At 72.1% G+C, this 21,437-nt stretch carries 20 protein-coding genes; 9 read left to right on the top strand and 11 right to left on the bottom strand.

Features of this window, described 5'->3' with window-relative positions; all coding sequences use genetic code 11:
• Positions 1–127: 127 nt before the first annotated feature.
• Complete coding sequence (locus ACFXI4_RS31790; protein ID WP_384997394.1) at positions 128–826, bottom strand: TetR/AcrR family transcriptional regulator; 699 nt, start codon at positions 824–826, stop codon at positions 128–130.
• A gap of 101 nt (positions 827–927) precedes the next feature.
• On the opposite strand from ACFXI4_RS31790, the gene ACFXI4_RS31785 reads away from it, so the two are divergent.
• The 5 genes from ACFXI4_RS31785 (at position 928) to ACFXI4_RS31765 (ending at position 8,270) form a co-directional block, all read left to right on the top strand.
• The gene (locus ACFXI4_RS31785) at positions 928–2,061 is read left to right on the top strand and encodes an FAD-dependent oxidoreductase (RefSeq protein ID WP_384997392.1); all 1,134 of its coding nucleotides are present in this window, start codon (positions 928–930) and stop codon (positions 2,059–2,061) included.
• 320 nt (positions 2,062–2,381) lie between these two features.
• On the top strand, positions 2,382–3,902 hold the full coding sequence (locus ACFXI4_RS31780; RefSeq protein WP_384997390.1) for a catalase: 1,521 nt from the start codon (positions 2,382–2,384) through the stop codon (positions 3,900–3,902).
• Positions 3,903–4,394: 492 nt separating this feature from the next.
• A complete protein-coding gene (locus ACFXI4_RS31775) occupies positions 4,395–6,260 on the top strand; it encodes an arabinofuranosidase catalytic domain-containing protein (protein ID WP_384997388.1) in 1,866 nt (621 codons plus the stop codon).
• Positions 6,261–6,489: 229 nt separating this feature from the next.
• Positions 6,490–7,689 (top strand): PP2C family protein-serine/threonine phosphatase, encoded by a 1,200-nt coding sequence (locus ACFXI4_RS31770; protein ID WP_384997386.1) that lies wholly within the window; start codon positions 6,490–6,492, stop codon positions 7,687–7,689.
• A 137-nt stretch (positions 7,690–7,826) separates the two neighbouring features.
• Entirely contained in the window at positions 7,827–8,270 is a 444-nt protein-coding gene (locus ACFXI4_RS31765) for a universal stress protein (RefSeq protein WP_384997384.1), read from the top strand.
• Between the two features lie 8 nt (positions 8,271–8,278).
• Here the strand turns inward: ACFXI4_RS31765 and ACFXI4_RS31760 are convergent, their stop codons facing one another.
• From ACFXI4_RS31760 to ACFXI4_RS31745, 4 genes are read right to left on the bottom strand one after another with little or no spacing between them, the layout of a single operon-like run.
• Positions 8,279–9,292: a sugar phosphate isomerase/epimerase family protein gene (locus tag ACFXI4_RS31760; protein WP_384997382.1), complete on the bottom strand. Its 1,014-nt coding sequence runs from the start codon at positions 9,290–9,292 to the stop codon at positions 8,279–8,281.
• Entirely contained in the window at positions 9,289–10,392 is a 1,104-nt protein-coding gene (locus tag ACFXI4_RS31755; RefSeq protein ID WP_384997380.1) for a Gfo/Idh/MocA family protein, read from the bottom strand. The genes ACFXI4_RS31760 and ACFXI4_RS31755 overlap by 4 nt, the downstream gene beginning before the upstream one ends.
• Positions 10,389–11,507 (bottom strand): Gfo/Idh/MocA family oxidoreductase, encoded by a 1,119-nt coding sequence (locus ACFXI4_RS31750; protein WP_362715148.1) that lies wholly within the window; start codon positions 11,505–11,507, stop codon positions 10,389–10,391. Before ACFXI4_RS31750 ends, ACFXI4_RS31755 begins: the two co-directional genes overlap by 4 nt.
• The gene (locus tag ACFXI4_RS31745; protein ID WP_384997378.1) at positions 11,507–12,319 is read right to left on the bottom strand and encodes a sugar phosphate isomerase/epimerase family protein; all 813 of its coding nucleotides are present in this window, start codon (positions 12,317–12,319) and stop codon (positions 11,507–11,509) included. The genes ACFXI4_RS31750 and ACFXI4_RS31745 overlap by 1 nt, the downstream gene beginning before the upstream one ends.
• An 83-nt stretch (positions 12,320–12,402) precedes the next feature.
• Here ACFXI4_RS31745 and ACFXI4_RS31740 point away from each other — a divergent pair, with 83 nt between their 5' ends.
• Positions 12,403–13,032 carry a TetR/AcrR family transcriptional regulator gene (locus tag ACFXI4_RS31740; RefSeq protein ID WP_384997376.1) on the top strand — a complete coding sequence of 210 codons (630 nt, stop codon included), beginning with the start codon at positions 12,403–12,405 and terminating at the stop codon, positions 13,030–13,032.
• Here the strand turns inward: ACFXI4_RS31740 and ACFXI4_RS31735 are convergent.
• The 5 genes from ACFXI4_RS31735 to ACFXI4_RS31715 form a co-directional block, all read right to left on the bottom strand.
• Positions 13,029–13,439: a hypothetical protein gene (locus tag ACFXI4_RS31735; RefSeq protein ID WP_384997374.1), complete on the bottom strand. Its 411-nt coding sequence runs from the start codon at positions 13,437–13,439 to the stop codon at positions 13,029–13,031. The two genes, ACFXI4_RS31740 and ACFXI4_RS31735, sit on opposite strands and share 4 nt — an antisense overlap.
• A 528-nt stretch (positions 13,440–13,967) precedes the next feature.
• Complete coding sequence (locus ACFXI4_RS31730; RefSeq protein WP_384997372.1) at positions 13,968–14,255, bottom strand: hypothetical protein; 288 nt, start codon at positions 14,253–14,255, stop codon at positions 13,968–13,970.
• 192 nt (positions 14,256–14,447) lie between these two features.
• Positions 14,448–14,693 (bottom strand): hypothetical protein, encoded by a 246-nt coding sequence (locus ACFXI4_RS31725; RefSeq protein WP_384997370.1) that lies wholly within the window; start codon positions 14,691–14,693, stop codon positions 14,448–14,450.
• Between the two features lie 273 nt (positions 14,694–14,966).
• Complete coding sequence (locus ACFXI4_RS31720; protein ID WP_384997368.1) at positions 14,967–15,872, bottom strand: amidohydrolase family protein; 906 nt, start codon at positions 15,870–15,872, stop codon at positions 14,967–14,969.
• Between the two features lie 175 nt (positions 15,873–16,047).
• Positions 16,048–16,311 carry a DUF2630 family protein gene (locus tag ACFXI4_RS31715; protein ID WP_362715166.1) on the bottom strand — a complete coding sequence of 88 codons (264 nt, stop codon included), beginning with the start codon at positions 16,309–16,311 and terminating at the stop codon, positions 16,048–16,050.
• A gap of 207 nt (positions 16,312–16,518) precedes the next feature.
• Between ACFXI4_RS31715 and ACFXI4_RS31710 the strand changes: the two genes are divergently transcribed.
• Both ACFXI4_RS31710 and ACFXI4_RS31705 read left to right on the top strand, forming a co-directional pair.
• A complete protein-coding gene (locus ACFXI4_RS31710) occupies positions 16,519–18,291 on the top strand; it encodes an ABC transporter ATP-binding protein (RefSeq protein ID WP_384997365.1) in 1,773 nt (590 codons plus the stop codon).
• Positions 18,292–18,434: 143 nt separating this feature from the next.
• Positions 18,435–19,292 carry a DMT family transporter gene (locus tag ACFXI4_RS31705; RefSeq protein WP_384997363.1) on the top strand — a complete coding sequence of 286 codons (858 nt, stop codon included), beginning with the start codon at positions 18,435–18,437 and terminating at the stop codon, positions 19,290–19,292.
• Between the two features lie 24 nt (positions 19,293–19,316).
• Here ACFXI4_RS31705 and ACFXI4_RS31700 read toward each other — a convergent pair whose 3' ends face one another.
• Complete coding sequence (locus ACFXI4_RS31700) at positions 19,317–19,898, bottom strand: TetR/AcrR family transcriptional regulator (protein WP_384997361.1); 582 nt, start codon at positions 19,896–19,898, stop codon at positions 19,317–19,319.
• 115 nt (positions 19,899–20,013) lie between these two features.
• On the opposite strand from ACFXI4_RS31700, the gene ACFXI4_RS31695 reads away from it, so the two are divergent.
• On the top strand, positions 20,014–21,222 hold the full coding sequence (locus tag ACFXI4_RS31695) for an MFS transporter (protein WP_384997359.1): 1,209 nt from the start codon (positions 20,014–20,016) through the stop codon (positions 21,220–21,222).
• The last annotated feature ends 215 nt before the right edge of the window (positions 21,223–21,437 follow it).

Raw genomic sequence — 21,437 nt, 5'->3', positions numbered from 1 at the left:
CCGGTGTCGGTGCGCGCGTGCACCGCGGGGTCGCGGGGGGCCTGGCACCCGGGGCCCGCCGCTGCGGCCGGGCGCCCGCTCCCCGAGGGGGGGCGGGCGCCCCCCCCGGCCCTGTTCCCCGAACGGCTCAGGCCGGCGGGTGGATCGCGGCGATGCCGGTCAGGACGAAGTCGATCCCGGCGAGGAACTGCTCGCGGTCGTCGTGCCCGCGCATCTGGTCGGCGACGGCCCGGGTGAACGGGTAGTCGTCGGGGTCGAGCTCCTTCCACGCCGTCGCGACCGCGCCGAGGAACTCCGCGCGGTCCGTGTCGGGGCCGGGGGCCGCGGCGTTCACGGCGTTCTGGCCGGCGGCGCCGAGGATGTAGTGCAGCAGCGCCGAGGTCGCCGTGAACCAGCTGCTCTCGGGCACGCCGAGCGCGCGGACCTGGCGGCCGATGCTTTCGAAGATCCGCGCCGTCACCGTCCCCCAGGGGCTGCGGGAGAGCTGCACGGCGAGCTGGGTGGCCAGCCAGGGATGTTCCTCCATCGCCCCGGACAGTCCCAGCGCGACGGCACGGATCCCGTCCTCGGGCGATCCCTCGGGGTCGTCGGGGCCGGCCGCGAGGGCCGAGGCCACGACACCCTCGGTGGCGGCGGCCAGCAGCTCCTCCTTGTTCGCCACGTGCCAGTAGACCGCTCCGGGGCCGGTGGCGAGGCGTTCGGTGAGCGCCCTGAAGGTCAGCCCGCCGGCACCGGCCGCATCGAGCAGTTCGACGGCCGCCTCGACGATGCGCTCCCGGGAGAGCGCATCCGTGCGCCGCTGTGACCGGCGTGTCCGCGTTGCCATGGCTCATCTTGACACATCTGGAGCACCGTTCCAGCATGGAGCAGCGTTCCATCATGGAACGGCGCACCAGAGGGACGAAGGAACGACGGAGGAGAGCCGCCATGCGCACTCACGCCACGATCATCGGCGCCGGACTCGGCGGCCTCACGCTCGCCCGGGTCCTGCACACGCACGGAATCCCGGCCACCGTCTACGAGGCGGAGGCGTCCGCGGCGGCACGGACCCAGGGCGGGCTGCTCGACATCCATGAGCACAACGGCCAGCCGGCCCTTGCCGCCGCGGGGCTGACCGAGGAGTTCCGCGCTCTCGTCCTGGAGGGCGCGCAGGCGACCCGGGCCCTCGCCCCGGACGGCACGGTCCTGTACGACGAACCCGACGACGGCACCGGCGGCCGCCCCGAGGTGCTGCGCGGGGAGCTGCGGCGGATCCTGCTCGAATCGCTCCCCGCCGGCACCGTCCGCTGGGGCCACCGGGCCGGCGGTGTCCGGGCCCTCGGCGACGGGCGCCACGAGGTGACCTTCGCCGACGGCGGCTCCGTCACCACGGACCTGCTGGTCGGCGCGGACGGCGCGTGGTCACGGGTCCGGCCGCTGCTGTCCGACGCGGTGCCCGCCTACACCGGCACGTCGTTCGTCGAGACCTGCCTCTTCGACGCCGACACCCGGCACCCGGCCACCGCCGAGGCGGTCGGCGGCGGCGGCATGTTCGCGCTCGCGCCCGGGAAGGGCATCCAGGCCCACCGGGAGAACGGCGGGACCCTGCACACCTATGTGGCACTCCGCAGGACCCAGGAGTGGTTCGCCGGAATCGACTTCACCGACGCCTCGGGGGCGGCCGCCCGGATCGCGGCGGAGTTCGAGGGCTGGGCGCCGGAACTCACCGCGCTGATCACCGACGGCGACACCGCGCCGGTCCTGCGCCCCCTGCACACCCTGCCCGCCGGGCACCGCTGGGAGCGGGTGCCGGGAGTGACACTGCTCGGCGACGCCGCCCACCTCATGATCCCCAACGGCGAGGGCGCCAACCTCGCCATGCACGACGGCGCCGAACTCGGCAGGGCCCTGGCCGCGCACCCCGGCGACCCCGAGGCCGCGCTCGCCGCGTACGAACCGGCCATGTTCTCCCGCGGCGCCGAGGAGGCCGCCGACGCCACCCAGCTGCACGAACTGATGTTCGGCGACGACGCGCCGCACGGCCTCATCGCCATGTTCGCCGGAGCCCGGCCGGTGTCCTGAGCCGCCCGCCCGCGGACGCGCGGGGCCCGTGCAGCCGGTCGGGCCGCGTCCCGAGTGGCGGCACCGGCCCGCTGGGACCAGGCTGGATGCCGGACAGCCCGGCCGTAGAGCGCCGTCCCGAATCCTCGGGCGCCGGGCGCACGGTGTTTGCCCGGCACACGCAGGGTCACCCGCGCAGGAGGAGTACGAAGACTCCGGAAGCGAAGGACGCGAGCACATCCGTACGGCACCCTCCCGGGCGCGGCCACGGGTGGGACGGCCGGTCCCGGCACAGCGCGGGGACCGGCACGTCACTGCTTTGTACGGAGAAAGGCAGAGTCATGACGGAGATACCACCCCTCACCACCACCGACTCCGGTGCCCCCGTCGAGAGTGACGAGCACTCGCTCACCGTGGGGCCCGGAGGACCGGTCCTGCTGCAGGACGCCTATCTGATCGAGCAGATGGCGCAGTTCAACCGGGAGCGCATTCCCGAGCGCCAACCGCACGCCAAGGGGAGCGGCGCGTTCGGTCACTTCGAGGTGACCGAGGATGTCAGCGCCTTCACCATGGCCGGCCTCTTCCAGCCCGGCACCCGCACCGACCTGGTCATACGATTCTCGACGGTCGCCGGTGAGCGGGGCAGCCCCGACACCTGGCGCGACCCTCGCGGCTTCGCGGTGAAGTTCTACACCAGCGAGGGCAACTACGACATGGTCGGCAACAACACGCCGGTGTTCTTCATCAAGGACCCGATGAAGTTCCAGCACTTCATCCGGTCCCAGAAGCGCCGGGCGGACAGCAACCTGCGCGACCACGACATGCAGTGGGACTTCTGGACGCTCTCTCCGGAATCCGCCCACCAGGTCACCTGGCTGATGGGCGACCGGGGCATCCCGCGGAGCTGGCGCCACATGAACGGCTACACCTCCCACACCTACATGTGGATCAACGCCAAGGGTGAGCGGTTCTGGGTGAAGTACCACTTCAAGACCGACCAGGGGATCGAGTTCTTCACCCAGCACGAGGCCGACCAGATGGCAGCCGTCGACACCGACTACCACACACGCGACCTCTTCGAGCACATCCGGGACGGCGAGTTCCCGAGCTGGACCCTGTACGTGCAGCTCATGCCGTACGCGGACGCCGCGGGCTACCGGTTCAACCCGTTCGACCTCACCAAGGTGTGGCCGCACAGCGACTACCCGCTGGTCCCGGTCGGCCGGATGACGCTGGACCGCAATCCGACCGACAACCACGCCGAGATCGAGCAGGCGGCCTTCCAGCCGAACAACTTCGTCCCCGGCATCGGGCCCAGCCCGGACCGCATGCTGCTGGCGCGGCTGTTCTCCTACGCGGACGCCCACCGGCACCGGATCGGCGCCAACTACCAGCAGCTTCCGGTGAACGCGCCCGTCGTCGACGTCCACACGTACTCCAAGGACGGGGCGATGGCCTACCGGAAGACGTCCGATCCGGTGTACGCCCCGAACTCCAAGGGCGGTCCCAAGGCCGACCCCGCCCGGTTCGGCCCGCCGCCCACCTGGACGGCGGACGGTGAGATCACCCGCGCCGCCTACGTCTCCCACCCCGAGGACGACGACTGGGGGCAGCCCGGCACGATGGTCCGGGAAGTACTGGACGACGCCGCCCGGGACCGCCTGGTCGACAACGTCGTCGGGCACCTCCTCAACGGCGTGAGCGAACCGGTCCTGCAGCGTGCCTTCACGTACTGGTCGAACATCGACGAGACGATCGGCAAGCGCATCGCCGACGGCGTACGGGCCAAGGCCGACGAGAAGGACCCCAAGGCCGCCGAACAGGGCAACCCCGCCCGGAGTTCCCTGCAGCACAAGGCCTGATCCCGTCCGAGGGAACGGACCCACCCGGAACACCAACCCGCGCCACGGGCCGAGCGATCCGCTTGGCCCGTGGCGCCGTCGTGAACACCCGAACCGCACCAACGGATATGAATGACCACCGCAGGCCGGACGGAGGCATGGGGCAGGTGCAGTTCGGAGGGCCCGTCGGTCACGACTCCGGCCACGCTGCCTCCCGGATGTTTGACCGGATGTTTCACTGGAGCGAATTCCGTGACGGGTTGCGAACTTCCCGCACGAGAACCGGCTGCCCCCGAACGTCTGGTTGACATGTGCGAAGTGTGCTCCCGCAATGTCCACCGAAGGGGATTCCCCACACCCCGACAGCAGTCCACGCTTCCGAACTTGGTCTGAACCAAAAAGGAGACAAATATTGACGCGGCCGAACAGGGGTCGTAGGTTCCGGGCCGTGCCGACCCCACTCCGGTCTCGAAGGGACGTGCCATGCGTGGTGCCCTGTCCGTCTGGAATGTCATGAACTCACCAAACTTACCGACCGGGCCGCGGACATGGCGGGCGCGGGCCCTCGCCGTGCTGGCCTCCCTCGGGCTCGCTCTCGGGCTGCTGGTCGGGCTGCCGGCCGTGTCGCAGGCCGCGGGCTCGCTGCCCTGTGACATCTACGCCGCGGCCGGCACCCCGTGCGTGGCCGCGCACAGCGTCACCCGCGCCCTGCTCTCCTCCTACGCCGGCCCGCTGTACCAGGTGACCCGTGTCCCGGACGGCGCCACCGCCGACATCGGGCTGCTGGCGCCGGGCGGGTACGCCGACGCGGCGGCCCAGGACGCCTTCTGCGCGAACAGCGGGGGCTGCCGGATCACGAAGATCTACGACCAGAGCGGCCGGCACAACGACCTGAAGCCGGGTCCGGCCGGTACCGCCGGCATGGGCGACGACCGGGGCGCCGACGCCTCGGAGATCGCCGTCACCGCGGGCGGCCACAAGGTCTACGGCGTCTGGATCTCCCCGGGCGTCGGCTACCGCTACACCGGGGTCGCCTCCGGGGTCGCGGTGGACGGCCGGCCGGAGGGCGCCTACATGGTGGCCAGCGGCACCCATGTCGGTTCCGCCTGCTGCTTCGACTACGGCAACGCGGAGAGCACCCCGGCCGACACCGGCAACGGGCACATGGACGCGGTGTCGATCGCCACCACCTGCTACTTCGCCCCGTGCACCGGGACCGGCCCCTGGGTCGAGGCCGACCTGGAGAACGGCATGTTCCAGGGGGACAACGGCTCCAACACCGCCAACCAGGGCAACAGGAGCACCTTCGTCACCGCGGTCCTGAAGAACAACGGACAGACCCGGTACGCGCTCAAGGGCGGCAACTCGCAGACCGGCGCGCTCACCACCTGGTGGGACGGCGCGTTGCCCACCCGCGGCGGCTACCAGCCCATGCACCAGGAGGGCGGGATCATCCTGGGCATCGGCGGCGACAACAGCAACTGGAACCGGGGCACCTTCTTCGAGGGCGTCATGGTCTCCGGCTATCCCACCGACGCCGCCGAGAACGCCGTCCAGGCGAACATCGTCTCCGTCGGCTACGGCGGACAGACGGACGTGCCGAACGGTCCGCAGGGGACCGTCACCGGCCCCGGCGGCAAGTGCGTGGACGTGGCCGCCGACGACACCGGCGCCAACGGGGCCGCCGTACAGCTGTGGGACTGCCAGACGTACGCCGAGGACCAGCACTGGACGCACAACCCGGACGATTCGCTGTCCACGCTCGGGCGGTGCCTGGACGTCGAGAACAACGGCACGGCGAACGGCGCCAGGCTGGAGCTGTGGGACTGCAACGGGGTCGGCGGCCAGAAATGGGTCCAGCAGGCCGACGGCTCCCTCCTCAACCCCCAGTCCGGACGCTGCCTCGACTCCCCCAGCGGCGCCACCGCCAACGGCACCCGCCTGCAGATCTGGGACTGCAACGGCTCCGGTGCGCAGAAGTTCGCGGTGAACGGCGGCGGCCCGGTCAAGGGGCCGGGCGGTAAGTGCGTCGACGTCACCGCCGACGACACCGGCGCCGACGGGGCCGCCGTACAGCTGTGGGACTGCCAGTCGTACGCGGTGGACCAGCACTGGTACCACGGCTCCGACAACTCGCTGAAGACACTGGGGCGGTGCCTGGACATCGAGAACAACGGCACGGCGAACGGCGCCGGGCTGGAGCTGTGGGACTGCAACGGGGTCGGCGGCCAGAAATGGGTCCAGCAGGCCGACGGCTCCCTCCTCAACCCCCAGTCCGGACGCTGCCTCGACTCCCCCAGCGGCGCCACCGCCAACGGCACCCGCCTGCAGATCTGGGACTGCAACGGCTCCGCCGCGCAGAAGTTCAGTCTGAGCTGAGCCGACCGCGGGCGCAGGTCAGGGGCCTCTTCCCGGCCGTGGCGGACTCCCGTCGCAGGGTGTCACCCATGCCACTGGGGGAAGAGGCCGCTGCCAGGGCCGGACCGCCTCCCACCGCCCTCGTCACCGGCCGGCGCCGCACGGAATGCGGGCGCCGTCACCGGATGTGAGACTGCTGGTCCCCGAGGCCCGCGGGCGCCGCTCCGAGAACACAAGGAGGCGAGGGCACGTGGTGACGTCGGATTCCGGTGACGACGCGCTGCAGGAGTTCCTGGCCGACGCCGTCAGCAAGACCGAGGACCTCGCCCCCGCCCTGTCCCGCTGCGCCAGGGCTCTCGGGCTCCATCACGCGGTCGCCTACCTCGCCGATCTCCAGCAGCGGCATCTGGTCCCGCTCACGGACGTGGCCCCGGTCCTGCCCATCGACGACTCGCTGGCGGGATGGACGTACCGTACGCAGTCGATGCGGGTCGAGCCGTCCGGGAGCGGCATGATGACCGCCTGGTTCCCGCTCATCGACGGCGCCGAGCGGCTGGGCGTCCTGGCCGTGCACACGCCCGCCCTCTCCGCCGCCGCGCTGACCCGCGGCAGGGCACTGGCCACCCTGGTGGCGATGATGGTCACCTCCCGGCGCGCCTACACGGACTCCTTCGTCCGGCGCACCCGCACCGAACGGATGCGGCTGCCGTCCGAACTGCTCCGCGCGTTCCTGCCACCGCGGACCATCGGGGACGCCCGCGTCGTCTCCACGGCCGTCCTCGAACCCGCCTACGAGATCGGCGGCGACGCCTTCGACCACGCGCTGACCGATGCGACGCTGCATGCGAGCGTCCTCGACTCCATGGGGCACAACCTCGCCTCCGGACTCACCAGTGCCCTCTCGCTGGCGGCCTGCCGCAACGCCCGCCGGGTCGGCGCCGACCTGCCGGAGCAGGTGCGGACCGTCGACGAGGCGCTCGCCGAATGGCTGCCGGACCAGTTCTCCACAGCCGTCCTGACCCAGCTCGACCTCGACACGGGCGTGCTGCGGTGGTGCAACTGCGGGCACCCCTCCCCGCTCCTCATCCGCGACCAGCAACTGCTGCCCGACGCCCTGGCACGTGATCCGGATCCTCCGCTGGGGCTGCCGCATCTGCTGGCCGGCCGCGAGCGCCGGATCCACGAGGCGGCGCTGCGGCCCGGCGACCGGGTCCTGCTCTACACCGACGGAGTCACCGAGGCCCGCATGCCGGACGGGGAGTTGTTCGGGCTCAGGCGGTTCGCCGACTACGTCATCCGGGCCACCGCCGCCGGGGAGCTGGCTCCGGAGACCCTGCGGCGGCTGATCCACTCGATCCTCGACGCGGAGACCAGCCGGCTGAAGGACGACGCGACGATCGTGCTCCTCGAATGGCAGCCGCCTCCGGCCGACGGGAGAGCGGCCGGATAGACGACCGTGCCCCCGGACTCCGGCGCGCGCGGTCGCGGGTCATGCGCCTGGCGGTGCATGTCTGGCGGGAGACCTGCGCCTCCCGCAGCGTGGAGGCACACGGCCGGTGGCACGAAGCCGGCGGAGAGGTGGGACACATGGACGGGGAGGCCGCCGTGGCGAGGATCGTCGTGGGCGTCGACGGTTCACCGGCCTCGTACGCCGCCCTGCGCTGGGCCGTGCGCTACGCCGGTCTCGTCGGCGGCGCCGTGGAGGCGATCGCCGCCTGGGAGCTGCCGGGGCTGCAGAACTGGTCCGGGCCCGCCGTGGACATGGACTTCGACGCGGACGAGGCCCGGCAGCGGATGCGGCAGGAGCTGACCGGAGTGCTGGGCCCGGACTCCGCCGGTCAGGTCGCCGCGCACCTGGTGCACGGCAACGCCGCGGACGTCCTGCTGCGAGCCGCGCAGGGCGCCGAGGCGCTGGTCGTCGGCAGCAGGGGGCGCGGCGGGTTCGCCCGCGCCCTGCTCGGCTCCGTCAGCCAGCACGTGTCCCAGTACGCCCCCTGCCCGGTGGTGATCGTGCGCTCCGAACCGTCCTGACCCGGTGGCTACTGGTTGCTGAAGGCGGCGTCGAAGGACGCCTTCGGCACGGGCCACAGCAGCGAGCGGACGAAGGTCACCGCCTCCGCGGCCCCGTGCAGGCGGTCCATGCCCGCGTCCTCCCATTCGACGGAGATGGGTCCGTCGTAGCCGATGGACTCCAGGGCGCGGAAGGCGTCCTCCCAGGGGACGTCGCCGTGACCGGTGGAGACGAAGTCCCAGCCCCGGCGCGGATCGCCCCACGCCTGGTGGGAGCCGAGGACGCCGGCCCGGCCGTTGCGCGGGCGCAGCCGGGTGTCCTTGCAGTCGACGTGGTAGATGCGGTCCTTGAAGTCGGTGATGAACCCGACCGGGTCGATGTTCTGCCACATCATGTGGCTGGGGTCCCAGTTGAAGCCGAAGGCCTCACGGTGACCGATCGCCTCCAGCGTCCGGACGCTGGTCCAGTAGTCGTACGCGATCTCGCCGGGGTGCACCTCGTGGGCGAAGCGCACTCCCTCCGCGTCGAACACGTCGAGGATCGGGTTCCAGCGGGTGGCGAAGTCCTCGTACCCGGCCTCGATGACGGCGGCCGGCACCGGCGGGAACATGGCGACGTAGGGCCAGATGGCGGAGCCGGTGAAACCGACGACGGTGTTCACGCCCAGCTTGCGGGCGACCCGCGCGGCGCGCTTCATGTCCTCGGCGGCCCGCTGCCGTACTCCTTCGGCGTCTCCGTCGCCCCACACGTACGGGCGCAGGATCGCCCGGTGGCGGAAGTCGATGGGCGCGTCGCAGACGGCCTGTCCCGCCAGGTGGTTGGAGATGGCGTGGACCGTGAGCCCGTGCCGGTCCAGGATCTCCAGGCGGGATGCCGCGTAGGTATCGTCCTCGTCGGCGCGCCTGAGGTCGAGGTGGTCGCCCGAAGCGGCGATCTCCAGGCCGTCGTAGCCCCACTCGGCGGCGAGGCGGGCGACCTCCTCGAAGGGGAGGTCGGCCCACTGACCGGTGAACAGGGTGACGGGGTGGGTGGCTGCGGTCATGTGCGGTCCTCCGTCGCGGGTGCGGTCTCGATCCAGGTGCCGCGGCCGGCGGCGGAGGCCAGCACGGCCTCGGTGAGCCGTGCCGCGCGCAGTCCGTCGGCGAACGTCGGCATGCCCTCGGGGTTCGCGCCCTGTACGGCGTCGTAGACGTCGGTGACGAACGCCGTGAAGGCGTCCTGGTATCCGAGGGCGTGGCCGGGGGGCAGTACCGACACTCGGGCCGAGTCGGGGGCGGCGGTGTCCGGGTCGCGCAGCACCAGCCGCGATCCGTCCCGTGCGCCGATCCACAGTTCTTCGGGGCGTTCCTGATCGAAGCGCACGCTCCGCCGGGTGCCGTGGAGTTCCAGGGTGAGGCTGTTCTTGCGGCCGGGGGCGAGCTGGCTGACGAGCAGGGTGCCCAGTGCCCCGTTGCCGAGTTCGACGAGGAGGGCGGCCGTGTCCTCGTTGGTGACGCGGATGCCGCCGCGCTCGGGGAAGACGGTGCGGGTGCGGGCGGCCAGCCGGTGGATGCGCTGTCCGGAGACGAACTCGACGAGGTCGCAGAGGTGGGAGCCGATGTCGGCGAAGGCACGGGAGGCGCCGCCCGCCTCCGGGTGGGCCCGCCAGTTGGTGTCCTCCGGGTCGAGGAGCCAGTCCTGGAGGTAGCCGGCGTCCAGGGTGAGAACGGTGCCGAGCTGTCCGTCCGCCACGAGGGCGCGGGCCTGGCGGGCCATCGGGTGGTAGCGGTAGACGAAGGGGACCGCCGCCACCCGGTCGGCCTCCCGCGCGGCCCGGACCAGCCGTTCGGCGTCCGCCACGGTGGTGGCCAGGGGCTTCTCGCAGATGACGTGCGCACCCGCGGCCAGCGCCGCCAGGGTGTGTTCGGTGTGCAGGCGGTTGGGGCTGCACACATGGACGACGTCGAGGTCACCGGCGGCCACGAGGCTGCGGACGTCCGGCGCGGAGCGTTCGACACCGAGGGTCTCGGCGGCCCGCTGGGCGCGTTCGGGGGTCGAGCTCGCCAGAGCGGTCAGGTGGCCGCGGGCGGCCCGGCTGGCCCGGGTGTGCACGGCGGCCATGAAGCCGCCGCCGATGAACCCGGCACGCGGAGGCCGCTTCACAGGGTGGCTCCGTAGGGGTCCCGGTCCTCGGGGACGAGCGGTATCTCACCGGCCGAGCTGGCGACCTGGACCGTCTCGCCGGAGGTGACGGACTCGTCGATGGAGATCATGGTGTCCAGGACGTGGTAGCCGAGGTCGCCGGAGGCGATGTGCGGGGCCTGCCCGCGGATGGCTCGGGCCATGTCCAGAACGCCCAGTCCGCGTCCGGCCTCGATGCCGACCGGCGTGACCGTCTCCCATACGGGATCCTTGCCGCGTTGCTGGACCCGGGTGATCCGCACCTCGCCCGCGAAGGTGTTGGGGTCGGGCAGCACCAGTGTGCCCTCGGTGCCGGTGATCTCGACGAACCCGGTGCGAGTGAGCGGGGAGTCGAAACTGAACACGCTCTGGCCGACGCCGCCGTTCTCGAACTGGGCGAGCGCGGACACATGGGTGGGGACGGCGACGGCGAACTCGGTGCCCATCCGGTGGCCGCTCCGGACCGTGCGCACCGTCCGGGCGGTGGAGCCGACCGCGGCGACCCGGCCGACCGAGCCGAACAGGCAGACCAGGGCGGTGATGTAGTAGGGCCCCATGTCGAAGAGGGGCCCGGCGCCCTTGGCGAACAGGAACTCGGGGTCGGGGTGCCACAGGTCGGGTCCCGCGTACTGCATGACGGTCTGGGCGGACAGCGGGGTGCCGATGTCCCCGCGGGTGACGGCCCGCAGGGCGGTCTGGAGTCCGGGGCCGAGCACGGTGTCGGGGGCGACTCCGACCCGCAGCCCGGCCGCCTCCGCCCGGTCGAGCAGGGCGCGCGCGTCGCCCCGGTCGACGGCGATGGGCTTCTCGGACCAGACGTGCTTGCCCGCGGCGACGATCGCCGAGCTGACCTCGGCGTGGACGGCGGGGACGGTGAGGTTGACGACGATGTCGACGTCCCGGTGGGCGAGGACGTCCGCGGCGGTGCCCCACTCCTCGATCCCGTACTTGCGGGCCTGGGTCTCGGCGCGCCCGGTGTCGAGGTCGCCCACGACGGCGACGCGAAGGTCGGGGAACTGGGTGAGGTTGGTCAGGTACTGGTCGCTGATGTTGCCGGCGCCGATGAGGCCGACGCCGACCGGGTGCTGTGCGGCCATCAGGCGATGCCCTTCCCGTTGAGGTAGGCGACGCCCGCCGCGACGCCTTCGAAGATGTCACCGTCGTAGTGGTCGAACTCGATGATCGCGTACTCGGCGTCCGGGGCGGCGGCCAGCGAGGCGTCGAGCGGTATCTCTCCCCGGCCTGCCGGGACCTGGCGGGTGTCGGCCGCGTCGAAGGGGGCGCCGGAGGTGAACGGGTCCTCGATGACCGGGCCGTCCTTCACGTGCAGGGCGCGCACCCGGGAGCCCAGCCGGTTCAGCAGCGACACGACGTCGTAGCCGCCGGCCGAGGCCCAGAACAGGTCTATCTCCAGGGCGACTTCCGGCGCCAGCAGGTCGGCGAAGCGGTCGAAGGCGTTGACGCCGGCGACGGTGTGGACGAACTCCTGCGAGTGGTTGTGGTAGCCGACGCGCAGCCCGTGGTCGGCGGCGCGTTTCGCGGCCTCGTTCAGCAGCCCGGCGGTACGGGCGATCTCCGTCTCGTCGGCCCACCGGTCGGCGGCGACGAACGGGTCGAAGAGAATCTCCACGCCCAGTCGCCGGGCGGCCCGGAAGGTCTCGTCGAGGGTGGGTGCGGGTGCCCCCTCGGCGGTGGCGCGTTCCGGGGAGAGGAAGCCGGCGTGTCCGGTCGGGGCGGACAGGCCGTGCCGGGCGAGTGCGTCGGCCAGTTCACCGGCGCGCTGCACGAAGCCGAAGGCCTCGACGTTCCTCAGGCCCAGGGCGGCGAGGCGGCCAAGGGTCGCGTCTTCGTCGGCTTCCAGAGCGTGGCGGACGGAGTAGAGCTGCACCGACAACCGTGGTGTCGACATGTTGGACTCCTCTCGGGGCGGACGGCCGCACAACAGAATACCGACAGGGGTGCTGGTTTCTAGAGGGCGTCTAACATTTCCGTATGGCAAAGGCGACCGCTCGGCAGGGGACGGCCCCACGGAACTACCCCAAGGGGGAGCGCCGGCGCGCCCAGATCATCGAGGCCGCGTTCACCGCGTTCGGGCAGGTCGGCTACCGCAACGCGAGCATGGTCCAGCTCGCCGCGGCCTGCGACGTGTCGCGCGCCGGGCTGCTCCACCACTTCCCGACGAAGGAGTCGCTGCTCGAAGCGGTCCTGGAGGAACGCGAACGCCAGGACGGCGCGCACTTCTTCGGGTCGGGCGCGGTCAACCGCGACGGCCTGGAGTACTTCGCCAGCATGATCCGGCTGCTCGCGCACAACCAGGCCAACCCGCTGATCGTGAGCCTGTTCGCCGTGCTGTCCAGCGAGGCGACCGCGGCGGACCACCCGGCGCGTCCGTATTTCGTCGCACGCTACGAACGCACCCGCCGGCAGATGCAGTTGGCCGTCGACGACCTGGTGCGACGCGGTCTGCTGCGCCCGCACGTGGACGCGTCGGGGCTGGCTGCGGACCTGATCGCGTTCATCGACGGCCTGCAGATCCAGTGGCTGCTCAGCCCGGACGCCATCGACATGCCGGACCACCTGCGCAAGCTGCTGCGCGGCCTCATCAGCGTCGAACTGCCCTAGCCCCGGCGGTTCGCCCGACGGTGGGAACGCGCGGGCCTGTTCGGGGCGATGGCGGTCCCGGAGGAGTCGTAGAGGTTGACGAAGCCGGCGGCGTCCTGGGCGCCGGCCGACTTCTCGATGGTCCTGTTCAGGGGCTCCAGGACGTCGTCGCGCAGCCAGTTCAGGTCACCGGGGGTGATCGAGAGGAACCGGTGGATGTCGTTGCAGCGGCACTTGGAGGTGTCCTCAGGGGTAAACACCCTCGGCTCGCCGACATCCTGTTGAAGTGTCTCCAACTGGACCCGGGCGGCGGAGGCGTCGGCACCCCGTGCAAGGACGACATCGCCGCCGGCGTCCCGGGCAGGCTGGTCAAGGCCGGCCGCGAGTACGACCAGATGTTCGCCCATCTCCATGAGAAGGGCCCGCACGCCAGCATCCTGGCCGTCGGCAGGACTGGTCGGTGCGCTCGCAGCCGTCGCGGGGGACTTCGAAGGTGTCACCTGCGGCCGGGATGACCCCGGCGGTGCAGTAATCGCCCAGGGCAACCCACTAAAAGCCCGCCGCGGCGGCCGGTTGCGCGCCGACGACTCGTGCGGGGGCGAGGGCGCCGGCGGCGAGAGCGGCGGCGGAGCCGACCAGGGTCAGACGGGTACGGAAGCTTGCCACGAATCCTCCGGGGACAGGGACTTTGGCGTCACTTCGACCCTACGCAGCCCGTCACTCCACGCACGAGATCCAGTGCGGACAGTAGCCATCGGGGCCGAGAACTGCAGGGCCCAGCCGGGATCGCGGATCACCCCAGCGGTGACGCGCAGGTACTCACCGATCAGGCTCACGGCCGGAGACCGGGCGAGAGCACTGACTACGGCCGCCCGACGGGCCCGTCTCGCTCCCCCGTCTCGATCAACCCGGTTCACGGGCTCCGCCGACAGGCAGGACGGAAGACCTGCGACCGGTCAGCCCATGAAGATGCTGTGCGTGCCGGGCACCTGAACCGCCAGCCCCGGAGGAATGATCTGGATGGGCCCGTCCGCGCAGCCCGGGACGTTGTGGACGAAGGCGGGTGTGTCCGTGAAGTTGAGGACGGTCGAGAGATGAGTTATCTCGAAGCAGCCCCTCGGGTTGTCGTGATGGACTCCGTCGATCGCGAGGAACCCGTTCGCGCCGAAGGCGGAGCCAGGAACGGCGAGTGCGAGTACTCCGGCGGCGGCGAGGGTGGCGAGTGTCGAGCCGATGCGACGCATGACGAACCTCCCGGCTTGGCAGGCCGGCACGTCCCGGCCTTGTAACCGACCGTACGCAAACGTGTACGTTTCGCATCCGGGTGTCCCCCAAACGGGCGACTTCGGCGTTCGGCGCAACCGCCGGTCGGCCGGCGGCATGGGCGGAGCCGTGTGTTCCAAGGCCCGCCCTGGACGGCTCCGCCCGCATGTGGATCAGCGCGATTCCCTCGCACGACCCGGATTCGGCACGTGGTCCCGGACGTCGACCAGATGTCCGCCGACCCGTCCGAGCGCATGGTCTGTGTGCTGTTGAGCCGGGTGCACGAAGGCGAGACCGGCGTGTTCCACCTGCTGCCCGACGATCTCCCGGCCCGGTACGACCGGGCCGGAGAGCGGCTCCTCGTCTCCCTGCCGGCCCACCGCAAGACCCTCGCCGCCGATCTCGGCGAACATCCCCACGCCGTGAGGGGAGTTCCTCGCCGCGCTCCCGCCCGATCCCTCGCACGACGACCGTGTCGTCCTGCTGAGCCGCGAGACCGTCACCCGACTTCGTGCCCGCCGGGCGGGAGGGTCATCGGCAGCCCGTCGCCCTGACCGACCACAGCGGCGGGCCGGTCACCCCGACGGAGCCGATCTCCCTCTCCGGGAGGCAGGAGGCGGGCGTCGCCATCGTCGCAGCCCCCGCGCCCCCTGCCTCCGCAGGCCTGACCGGGTGCGGTGCCCGTGGGCCGGTCACAGTCCGAACAACCGGGCCGCGTTGTCGTGGCACACCGCCCGCAGCCACTCCCGGCCGAGGTCCAGACGCTCCAGCGCGTGCAGCTGGTGCTGGTACGGATAGGGGATGTTGGGGAAGTCGGAGCCGAGCAGGATCCGGTCGCCCAGGTCCGCGACCCGGGGCAGGTCGCCGTGCGGGAACGGCATGAACTCCTCGGTGAAGTCGGTGAACGCCATCGTCGTGTCCAGCCGCACCTCCTCGTACCGCTCGGCGAGGCCGAGGAAGTCCGCGTACTCGGGCATCCCCATGTGCGCCACGATCAGCCGCAGCCTCGGGTGCCGCGCCAGCACCCGCGCGATCGCGTCGGGGCCGGTGTGCTTGCCGGGCGCGGGACCGGAACCGCAGTGGATCACCACGGGAATCCCGGCGTCGGCCAGCAGTCCCCAGGTCCGCCGCAGGAGTTCGTCGGCCGGGTCGTACGCCCCCACCTGTACGTGCGCCTTGAAGACCCGGGCGCCCCCTTCGACGGCCTCGCGGACGTAGGTCTCCACGCCCAATTCGGGGTACAGGGTCGCGGTGTGCAGGCAGTCCGGGGTACGCCGGGCGAAGTCCGCCGCCCACGCGTTCAGCCACGCCGCCATGCCGGGCTTGTGCGGGTAGAGCATCGCGGTGAAGGCCCGGACGCCGAACTCCCGGAGCAGGGCGGTGCGTTCCGCCTCCTCCTGCCGGTAGGTGATCGGCCACTCCAGTCCCCCGAGCAGGGGCCCGTTGGTGTCGAAGTAGTTCCAGACCTTGTGCAGAACCCGCTCGGGCATGAAGTGCGTGTGGACGTCGACCAGTCCGGGCAGCCCGAGCCGCTCCTGGAACCGGCGTACCTCGGCGGCCTCCGCGGGGCCGACCGGTGCTGTGGGGTGATCGTTCATACCGCCACGATCGGTGCTGGTGAACGCGGAGTCCAGCCCCGGTCCGGCCCGGTTCCGGCCACGTCCGTTCCGCCGTGCGGACGGCACCCCGTCGCGCGGGGCACCGTCCGCACGGCCCGCCAGACGGTGCCGCGTGCGGCCGTCTCCTCGGGCCCCGGCCCGGGCGCGGCGGCCCTCAGGACAGATAGCCCTCCACCTCGGACGCCGGACGGACAGTCGCCTCCGTCGGGTCCTGTCCCGCCGCGACCCTGGCCCGGCGCTGCCGGAGCAGGTCCCAGCACTGGTCGAGTTCGGTCTCCAGGTGTGCCAGGCGGGCGTGCTCGATCGTCCCGTCGGTCTCCTCCTGCGCGAGGCGCTCACGCAGGTCCCTCTCCTGGCTGATCATTTCCGTGATGCGGCCGAGTATCCGCTGCTCGGCCTCGGCCTCTGATCCCGTCATGGCTGCCTCTTTTCCGGACGACGGAGTGGATCGCGACAACGACAGGGCGCGCGCCGTTCGGTCCGCCCCTCTCCCCCACCTTCTCCCACTCGGCCCCCACCCGCATCGGTCGGTCGACCGTATCTGTGTGGCCGGCGGGTGCCGGGTGTACGGTGACCGGCGGAAAGCGGTTGCCGAGAGCCGGAAGCGCAGGGAGGACCATCGCCGATGGCGTCGACGTCGGAACGCCCGCTCGACCACCGCTACCGGGGCGAACATCCCGTCCGCACCCTGCTGTACCTGTTGCGCGCCGACCGCCGCAGCCTGACGGCTGCGGTCCTCGTGTTCACCGTCAAGCACAGCCCCGTCTGGCTCCTGCCGCTGATCACCGCGTCGGTCGTCGACACGGTCGTGCAGCACCGGGAGATCTCCCGGCTCTGGACGGCCGTCGGGACCATCATGGCGATCCTGCTGGTCAACTACCCGCTGCACGTGCTGTACGTGCGGCTCCTCTACGGCAGCGTCCGCCGTATGGGCACCACGCTGCGCTCCGCGCTGTGCACCCGCATGCAGCAGCTGTCCATCGGCTACCACTCCCGGGTCAGTGCCGGTGTCCTCCAGGCCAAGGTCGTACGGGACGTCGAGACCGTCGAGCAGATGGTCCAGCAGACCGCCGAACAGGGTCTGGGCGCGCTGACCGTGCTGACCGGCGGGCTGGTGATCATCGGCGTCCGCACACCGGAGTTCCTGCCCGTCTTCCTCGTCGTGGTGCCGGGCGCGACGGTGCTCGTGGCCCGGCTCCGGTCGCGGCTGCGGGCACACAACGAGCACTTCCGGCACGAGGTGGAGACGCTGTCCTCCCGGGTGACCGAGATGACGCGGCTCATCCCGGTCACCCGCGCCCACGGCCTGGAGGGCAAGGCGCTGCGCCGCATGGACGGCACGCTCAGCAGGCTGCTCACCTCCGGGATGCGTCTGGACCTGGTCAACGGCCGGTTCGGTTCGCTGGCCTGGGTGATCCTCAACGTGATCGGCGTCGCGGTGCTCGCCGCCGCCGCGCTGGTGTCGTACTACGGCGTGTGGGGTGTCTCCGCCGGTGACGTCGTCATGCTCAGCGCCTTTCTGACCACCCTCACCAACTCCACGACGACGCTCACGAGTCTGGCCCCGGTCGTCACCAAGGGACTGGAGTCGGTGCGTTCGGTCGGCGAGGTGCTGCAGGCGCCCGAACTGGAGGACAACGAGGGCCGGGCGGAGGTCACCGCCGTCCGCGGCGCCGTCGTGTTCGACCGGGTCGGCTTCGGCTACGAGGACTCCGGCCGCGAGGCCGTCGCGGACTTCACCCTCGACGTGGTGCCGGGCGAGACCGTCGCCCTGGTGGGCGCCTCGGGCGCCGGCAAGTCCACCGTGCTCAACCTCGTCATAGGGTTCATCCGGCCCACCGCCGGCCGGCTGCTCCTGGACGGCACCGACATGAGCGGCCTGGATCTGCGCACCTACCGGCGGTTCGTCTCGGTCGTCCCGCAGGAGTCGATCCTCTTCGACGGCACGGTCCGGGAGAACGTCGCCTACGGCATGGAGGACGAGGCCGACGAAGGGGCGGTTCGCGCGGCGCTGCGCGACGCCAACGCGCTGGAGTTCGTGGACGAGCTCCCGCTGGGTCTGGACACCGTGGTCGGCGAGCGCGGCGCCCGGCTCTCCGGTGGGCAGCGCCAACGCCTGGCCATCGCCCGGGCCTTGATCCGCGATCCGCGGGTCCTGGTGCTGGACGAGGCCACCTCGGCGCTGGACACCCGCTCGGAGGCGCTGGTGCAGCAGGCCCTGACCCGTCTGCTGCGCGGCCGTACCACCTTCGTGGTGGCCCACCGGCTGTCCACCGTGCGCGGTGCCGACCGCATCGTGGTGATGGACGACGGCCGCATCCGCGAGATCGGCACCCACGAGGAACTGCTGCGCCGGGGCGGCGCCTACCGCGCACTGCACGGTGGCCAGGTGGCCTGACCGGAGGAGCCCGGGGACGCGCGGTCCCGGCGTTTTGGTCCGCGGAATCCGGCTACCGGCATGCGGGAGACTGGGGCGACCGCGGGCGGCTGTGGTGACGGACTCGAAGAGAGCGCGGCGCCCGCTCACGGCATGCTGGAAACATGATGGTGCTCGCCGTGCTCTTCGCCGTCCTGGGTGCCGTCAGCAATGCGACGGGCACGGCCTTCCAGCGCAAGGCGGCATCGGCCCTCCCCGGCAGGGGCGGGGTGCGCCTGCTGCTCGCCCTGACACGGCGACCCGCCTGGGCCGTCGGCATCGCCGGTGTCACGGGGGCGGCGGTGTTCCAGGCGCTGGCGCTGGTGAACGGACCGATGGCGCTGGTCCAGCCGCTGTTCATGCTGGAGCTGCCGTTCGCCCTGCTGATCGCGGTGCCGTTGCTGCACCGGCGGCCGAACCCGCAGGGCTGGTGGGCGGTCGCGGTGGTGGTGGCCGGCCTGGCGCTCCTGCTCGGCGCGGCGGCCCCGTCCGGCGGCCGGGAGCAGGCGTCCATGCAGCGCTGGATCCCGGCCCTGGCGCTCACCGTGGGCGTCATCGTCGGCGCCGTGGTCCTCGAACGGTCCTCGTCGTCGCCGCTGTTCCGGGCGGCGGCCCTGGCGTCGGGTGCGGCGGTCGGCAACGCGCTGACGGCGGCGCTGATGAAGTCGGCCACCGGCCGGCTCGCCGACTCGGGCCTGCGGGCCTTCCTCACCACCTGGCAGACCTACGGCTTCGCGCTCGCCGGCATCGCGGCACTGCTGCTCCTGGAGAACGCGCTGCAGGCCGGTCCGCTCGTCGCCTCCCAGCCCGCGCTGACGATCGGCGACGCGGCGGTGAGCCTGCTCCTGGGCGTCGCCCTGTTCGGCGAGTCGGTGCGCACCGGCTGGTGGCTGCTGCCCGAGCTGCTCGGCGCCGGGCTGATCGCGTGGGGCGTGGTCCGGCTGACCCGCGTCGTCCCTCACCTGGCCGACGTCGTCCACTGAGAGGCCGTGGGGTGGGGGCCCGGTTCAGGCGCCGCCGGCGGTGAGCCTCGGGGCGGCGGTGACGATCGCGTGCACGGTCTCGGCGACCAGGCGCCGGTCCAGGGGTGCCTCGTCGAAGGCGCGGTGCATCGGCCAGCCCTCGATGAGCGCGTCGAGCGCCCGGGACACGCCGGGCGTGAAGTGCAGGGCGAGGCTGTCCCGGCTGCGTTCGAGCCAGGTCCGGGTGGTCGCGGACACCGCCTCGTTGTGGTTGGCGTACGCGTACATCTCGAAGATGAGCGTCATGTCGCGTTCCGTGGCGTACGCCGGTCCGCAGATCAGCTCGACGACGGCCGCCTCGGCGTCGGCCCTGGAGGCGGCCGACTGCAGACTCCGCCGGTAGAGCTGGGACATGGTGTCGGACAGGCGGGCGAAGGCCTGTGCCAGCAGGTCCGCCATGCCGTCGAAGTAGTAGGTCAGCGAGCCGAGCGGGACCTGCGCCCGCGCCGCGATCTTGCGATGGGTGGTCGTGTGCACCCCGCCCTCGGCGATCACGTCGAGGGCCGCATCCAGAATGCGCTCCTTGCGTCCGGGGTCGTTCGGGATCTCGCGTCGTGTGCCGGTCACGCCCTCAATCTGCCACGGGCCGACCGGCCCCGAGTGTGTACGGTCGTACAGCGCAGTGTGTACATTCGTACAGACTCATGCAGGGACCCATCGGGCACATCTGGAGCCACCACCCATGACCGCCGACCCCGCCCGGCGTCGTACCGCCGTCTTCGTCCTGTTCTTCGCACCCGGCCTGACCATCTCCTCCTGGGTCACCCGCACCCCGGACGTGCGGGACCTGCTCGGTGCCTCCACCGCGCAGATGGGGCTGATCCTGTCCGGGCTCTCGGTCGGCTCCATGGCGGGCATCCTGTGCTCGGGCGCGCTGGTCGCCCGCTGGGGTGCCCGGCTCGTCGTACTCGCCGGCACGGCGGCCATCGCCGCGGGTGCCGCCCTGATCGGCGTCGGAGCCGGCGCCGGAGCGGACCTCGGTGTCGCCCTGGGCCTCGGACTGTTCGGTCTCGGTATGGGCGGCGGCGAGGTGGCCCTCAACGTGGAGGGCGCGGAGGTGGAGCGGCTGCTCGGCCGCTCCACGATGCCCGCCATGCACGGCTTCTTCAGCCTCGGTACCGTCGTCGGCGCGGTCGCCGGCATGTGTCTGACGGCGGTCGGCTTCCCGGTGCTCGTCCACCTCGTCACGGTCGCGGCCGTGGTCCTGGCGGCACTCGCCCTGGTCATCCGGAGCGTCCCCGCCGAGGTGGGCCGGCGGACGGCTGCCGAGCCCCGCGAGCGGGGCACGGCACGGGCCGCCGCGGTGTGGAAGGACCCCGCGCTGCTGCTCATCGGCTGCGTGATCCTGGCCCTGGCCATGGCCGAGGGCACCGCGAACGACTGGCTGCCGCTGGTCATGGTGGACGGTCACGGTTTCGACGCCGCACTCGGCTCGGCGGTGTACGCCGTGTTCGCGGCCGCGATGACCCTCGGACGCTTCGTCGGCGGACGCTTCGTCGACCGGTTCGGACGGGCGGCGGCACTGTGCGGGAGCGCGCTCGTGGGGGCCGCGGGACTGGCCCTGGTGATCTTCGTCGACAACCAGGCCGTGGCGGCTGCCGCCGCTGTCCTGTGGGGTCTCGGGGCGTCGCTCGGGTTCCCCGTCGCGCTCTCCGCGGCGGGCGACTCCGGTACCGGCTCCGCCGCCCGCGTCGCGCTCGCCGCGACCGTCGGCTATGTCGCCTTCCTGGTGGGGCCGCCCTCCCTCGGCTACCTCGGTGAGCGCTTCGGGCTGCGGCACGCGCTGATCCTGGTGCTCGCCCTGGTGGTGGCCGCCGTGTTCGCCACCCCCGCGGCCCGCTCGTCGCGGGAGGCACGGCAGGCACGGGAGGTGGAGCCGGCCCGCGGGTGAACGCCCGTACCGGAGCCGGCCGCCGGTCCCTCGCCGGTGACGGCCGGAGCGGCCCGCCGCCACCGCGCGGGTCACCGTGGCCGTCACGCGCCGGACAGGACCCCGGGGTGTGACCGGCGGGCCGCCGGAAGACGTCGGGGAACGCGCCGGCCGACGGCCACCCGAAGGCGTGGGCCGCCGCCGTCGCCCGGAGCGGGAGCGGTGACGCAGCCGGC

This window comes from Streptomyces sp. NPDC059224 (assembly GCF_042754285.1).
Classification (GTDB): domain Bacteria; phylum Actinomycetota; class Actinomycetes; order Streptomycetales; family Streptomycetaceae; genus Streptomyces.
The sequence above is the reverse complement of the archived record's forward strand: the minus strand, read 5'-3'. Positions and strand labels throughout refer to the sequence as shown.

Coding starts and splice junctions, on each gene's coding strand:
- ACFXI4_RS31695 (WP_384997359.1), top strand. CDS start 20,014: ATGACCGCCGACCCCGCCCGGCGTCGTACCGCCGTCTTCGTCCTGTTC.
- ACFXI4_RS31775 (WP_384997388.1), top strand. CDS start 4,395: ATGAACTCACCAAACTTACCGACCGGGCCGCGGACATGGCGGGCGCGG.
- ACFXI4_RS31745 (WP_384997378.1), bottom strand. CDS start 12,319: ATGTCGACACCACGGTTGTCGGTGCAGCTCTACTCCGTCCGCCACGCT.
- ACFXI4_RS31765 (WP_384997384.1), top strand. CDS start 7,827: ATGGACGGGGAGGCCGCCGTGGCGAGGATCGTCGTGGGCGTCGACGGT.
- ACFXI4_RS31705 (WP_384997363.1), top strand. CDS start 18,435: ATGATGGTGCTCGCCGTGCTCTTCGCCGTCCTGGGTGCCGTCAGCAAT.
- ACFXI4_RS31780 (WP_384997390.1), top strand. CDS start 2,382: ATGACGGAGATACCACCCCTCACCACCACCGACTCCGGTGCCCCCGTC.
- ACFXI4_RS31720 (WP_384997368.1), bottom strand. CDS start 15,872: ATGAACGATCACCCCACAGCACCGGTCGGCCCCGCGGAGGCCGCCGAG.
- ACFXI4_RS31715 (WP_362715166.1), bottom strand. CDS start 16,311: ATGACGGGATCAGAGGCCGAGGCCGAGCAGCGGATACTCGGCCGCATC.
- ACFXI4_RS31710 (WP_384997365.1), top strand. CDS start 16,519: ATGGCGTCGACGTCGGAACGCCCGCTCGACCACCGCTACCGGGGCGAA.
- ACFXI4_RS31760 (WP_384997382.1), bottom strand. CDS start 9,292: ATGACCGCAGCCACCCACCCCGTCACCCTGTTCACCGGTCAGTGGGCC.
- ACFXI4_RS31730 (WP_384997372.1), bottom strand. CDS start 14,255: ATGCGTCGCATCGGCTCGACACTCGCCACCCTCGCCGCCGCCGGAGTA.
- ACFXI4_RS31740 (WP_384997376.1), top strand. CDS start 12,403: ATGGCAAAGGCGACCGCTCGGCAGGGGACGGCCCCACGGAACTACCCC.
- ACFXI4_RS31785 (WP_384997392.1), top strand. CDS start 928: ATGCGCACTCACGCCACGATCATCGGCGCCGGACTCGGCGGCCTCACG.
- ACFXI4_RS31790 (WP_384997394.1), bottom strand. CDS start 826: ATGGCAACGCGGACACGCCGGTCACAGCGGCGCACGGATGCGCTCTCC.
- ACFXI4_RS31750 (WP_362715148.1), bottom strand. CDS start 11,507: ATGGCCGCACAGCACCCGGTCGGCGTCGGCCTCATCGGCGCCGGCAAC.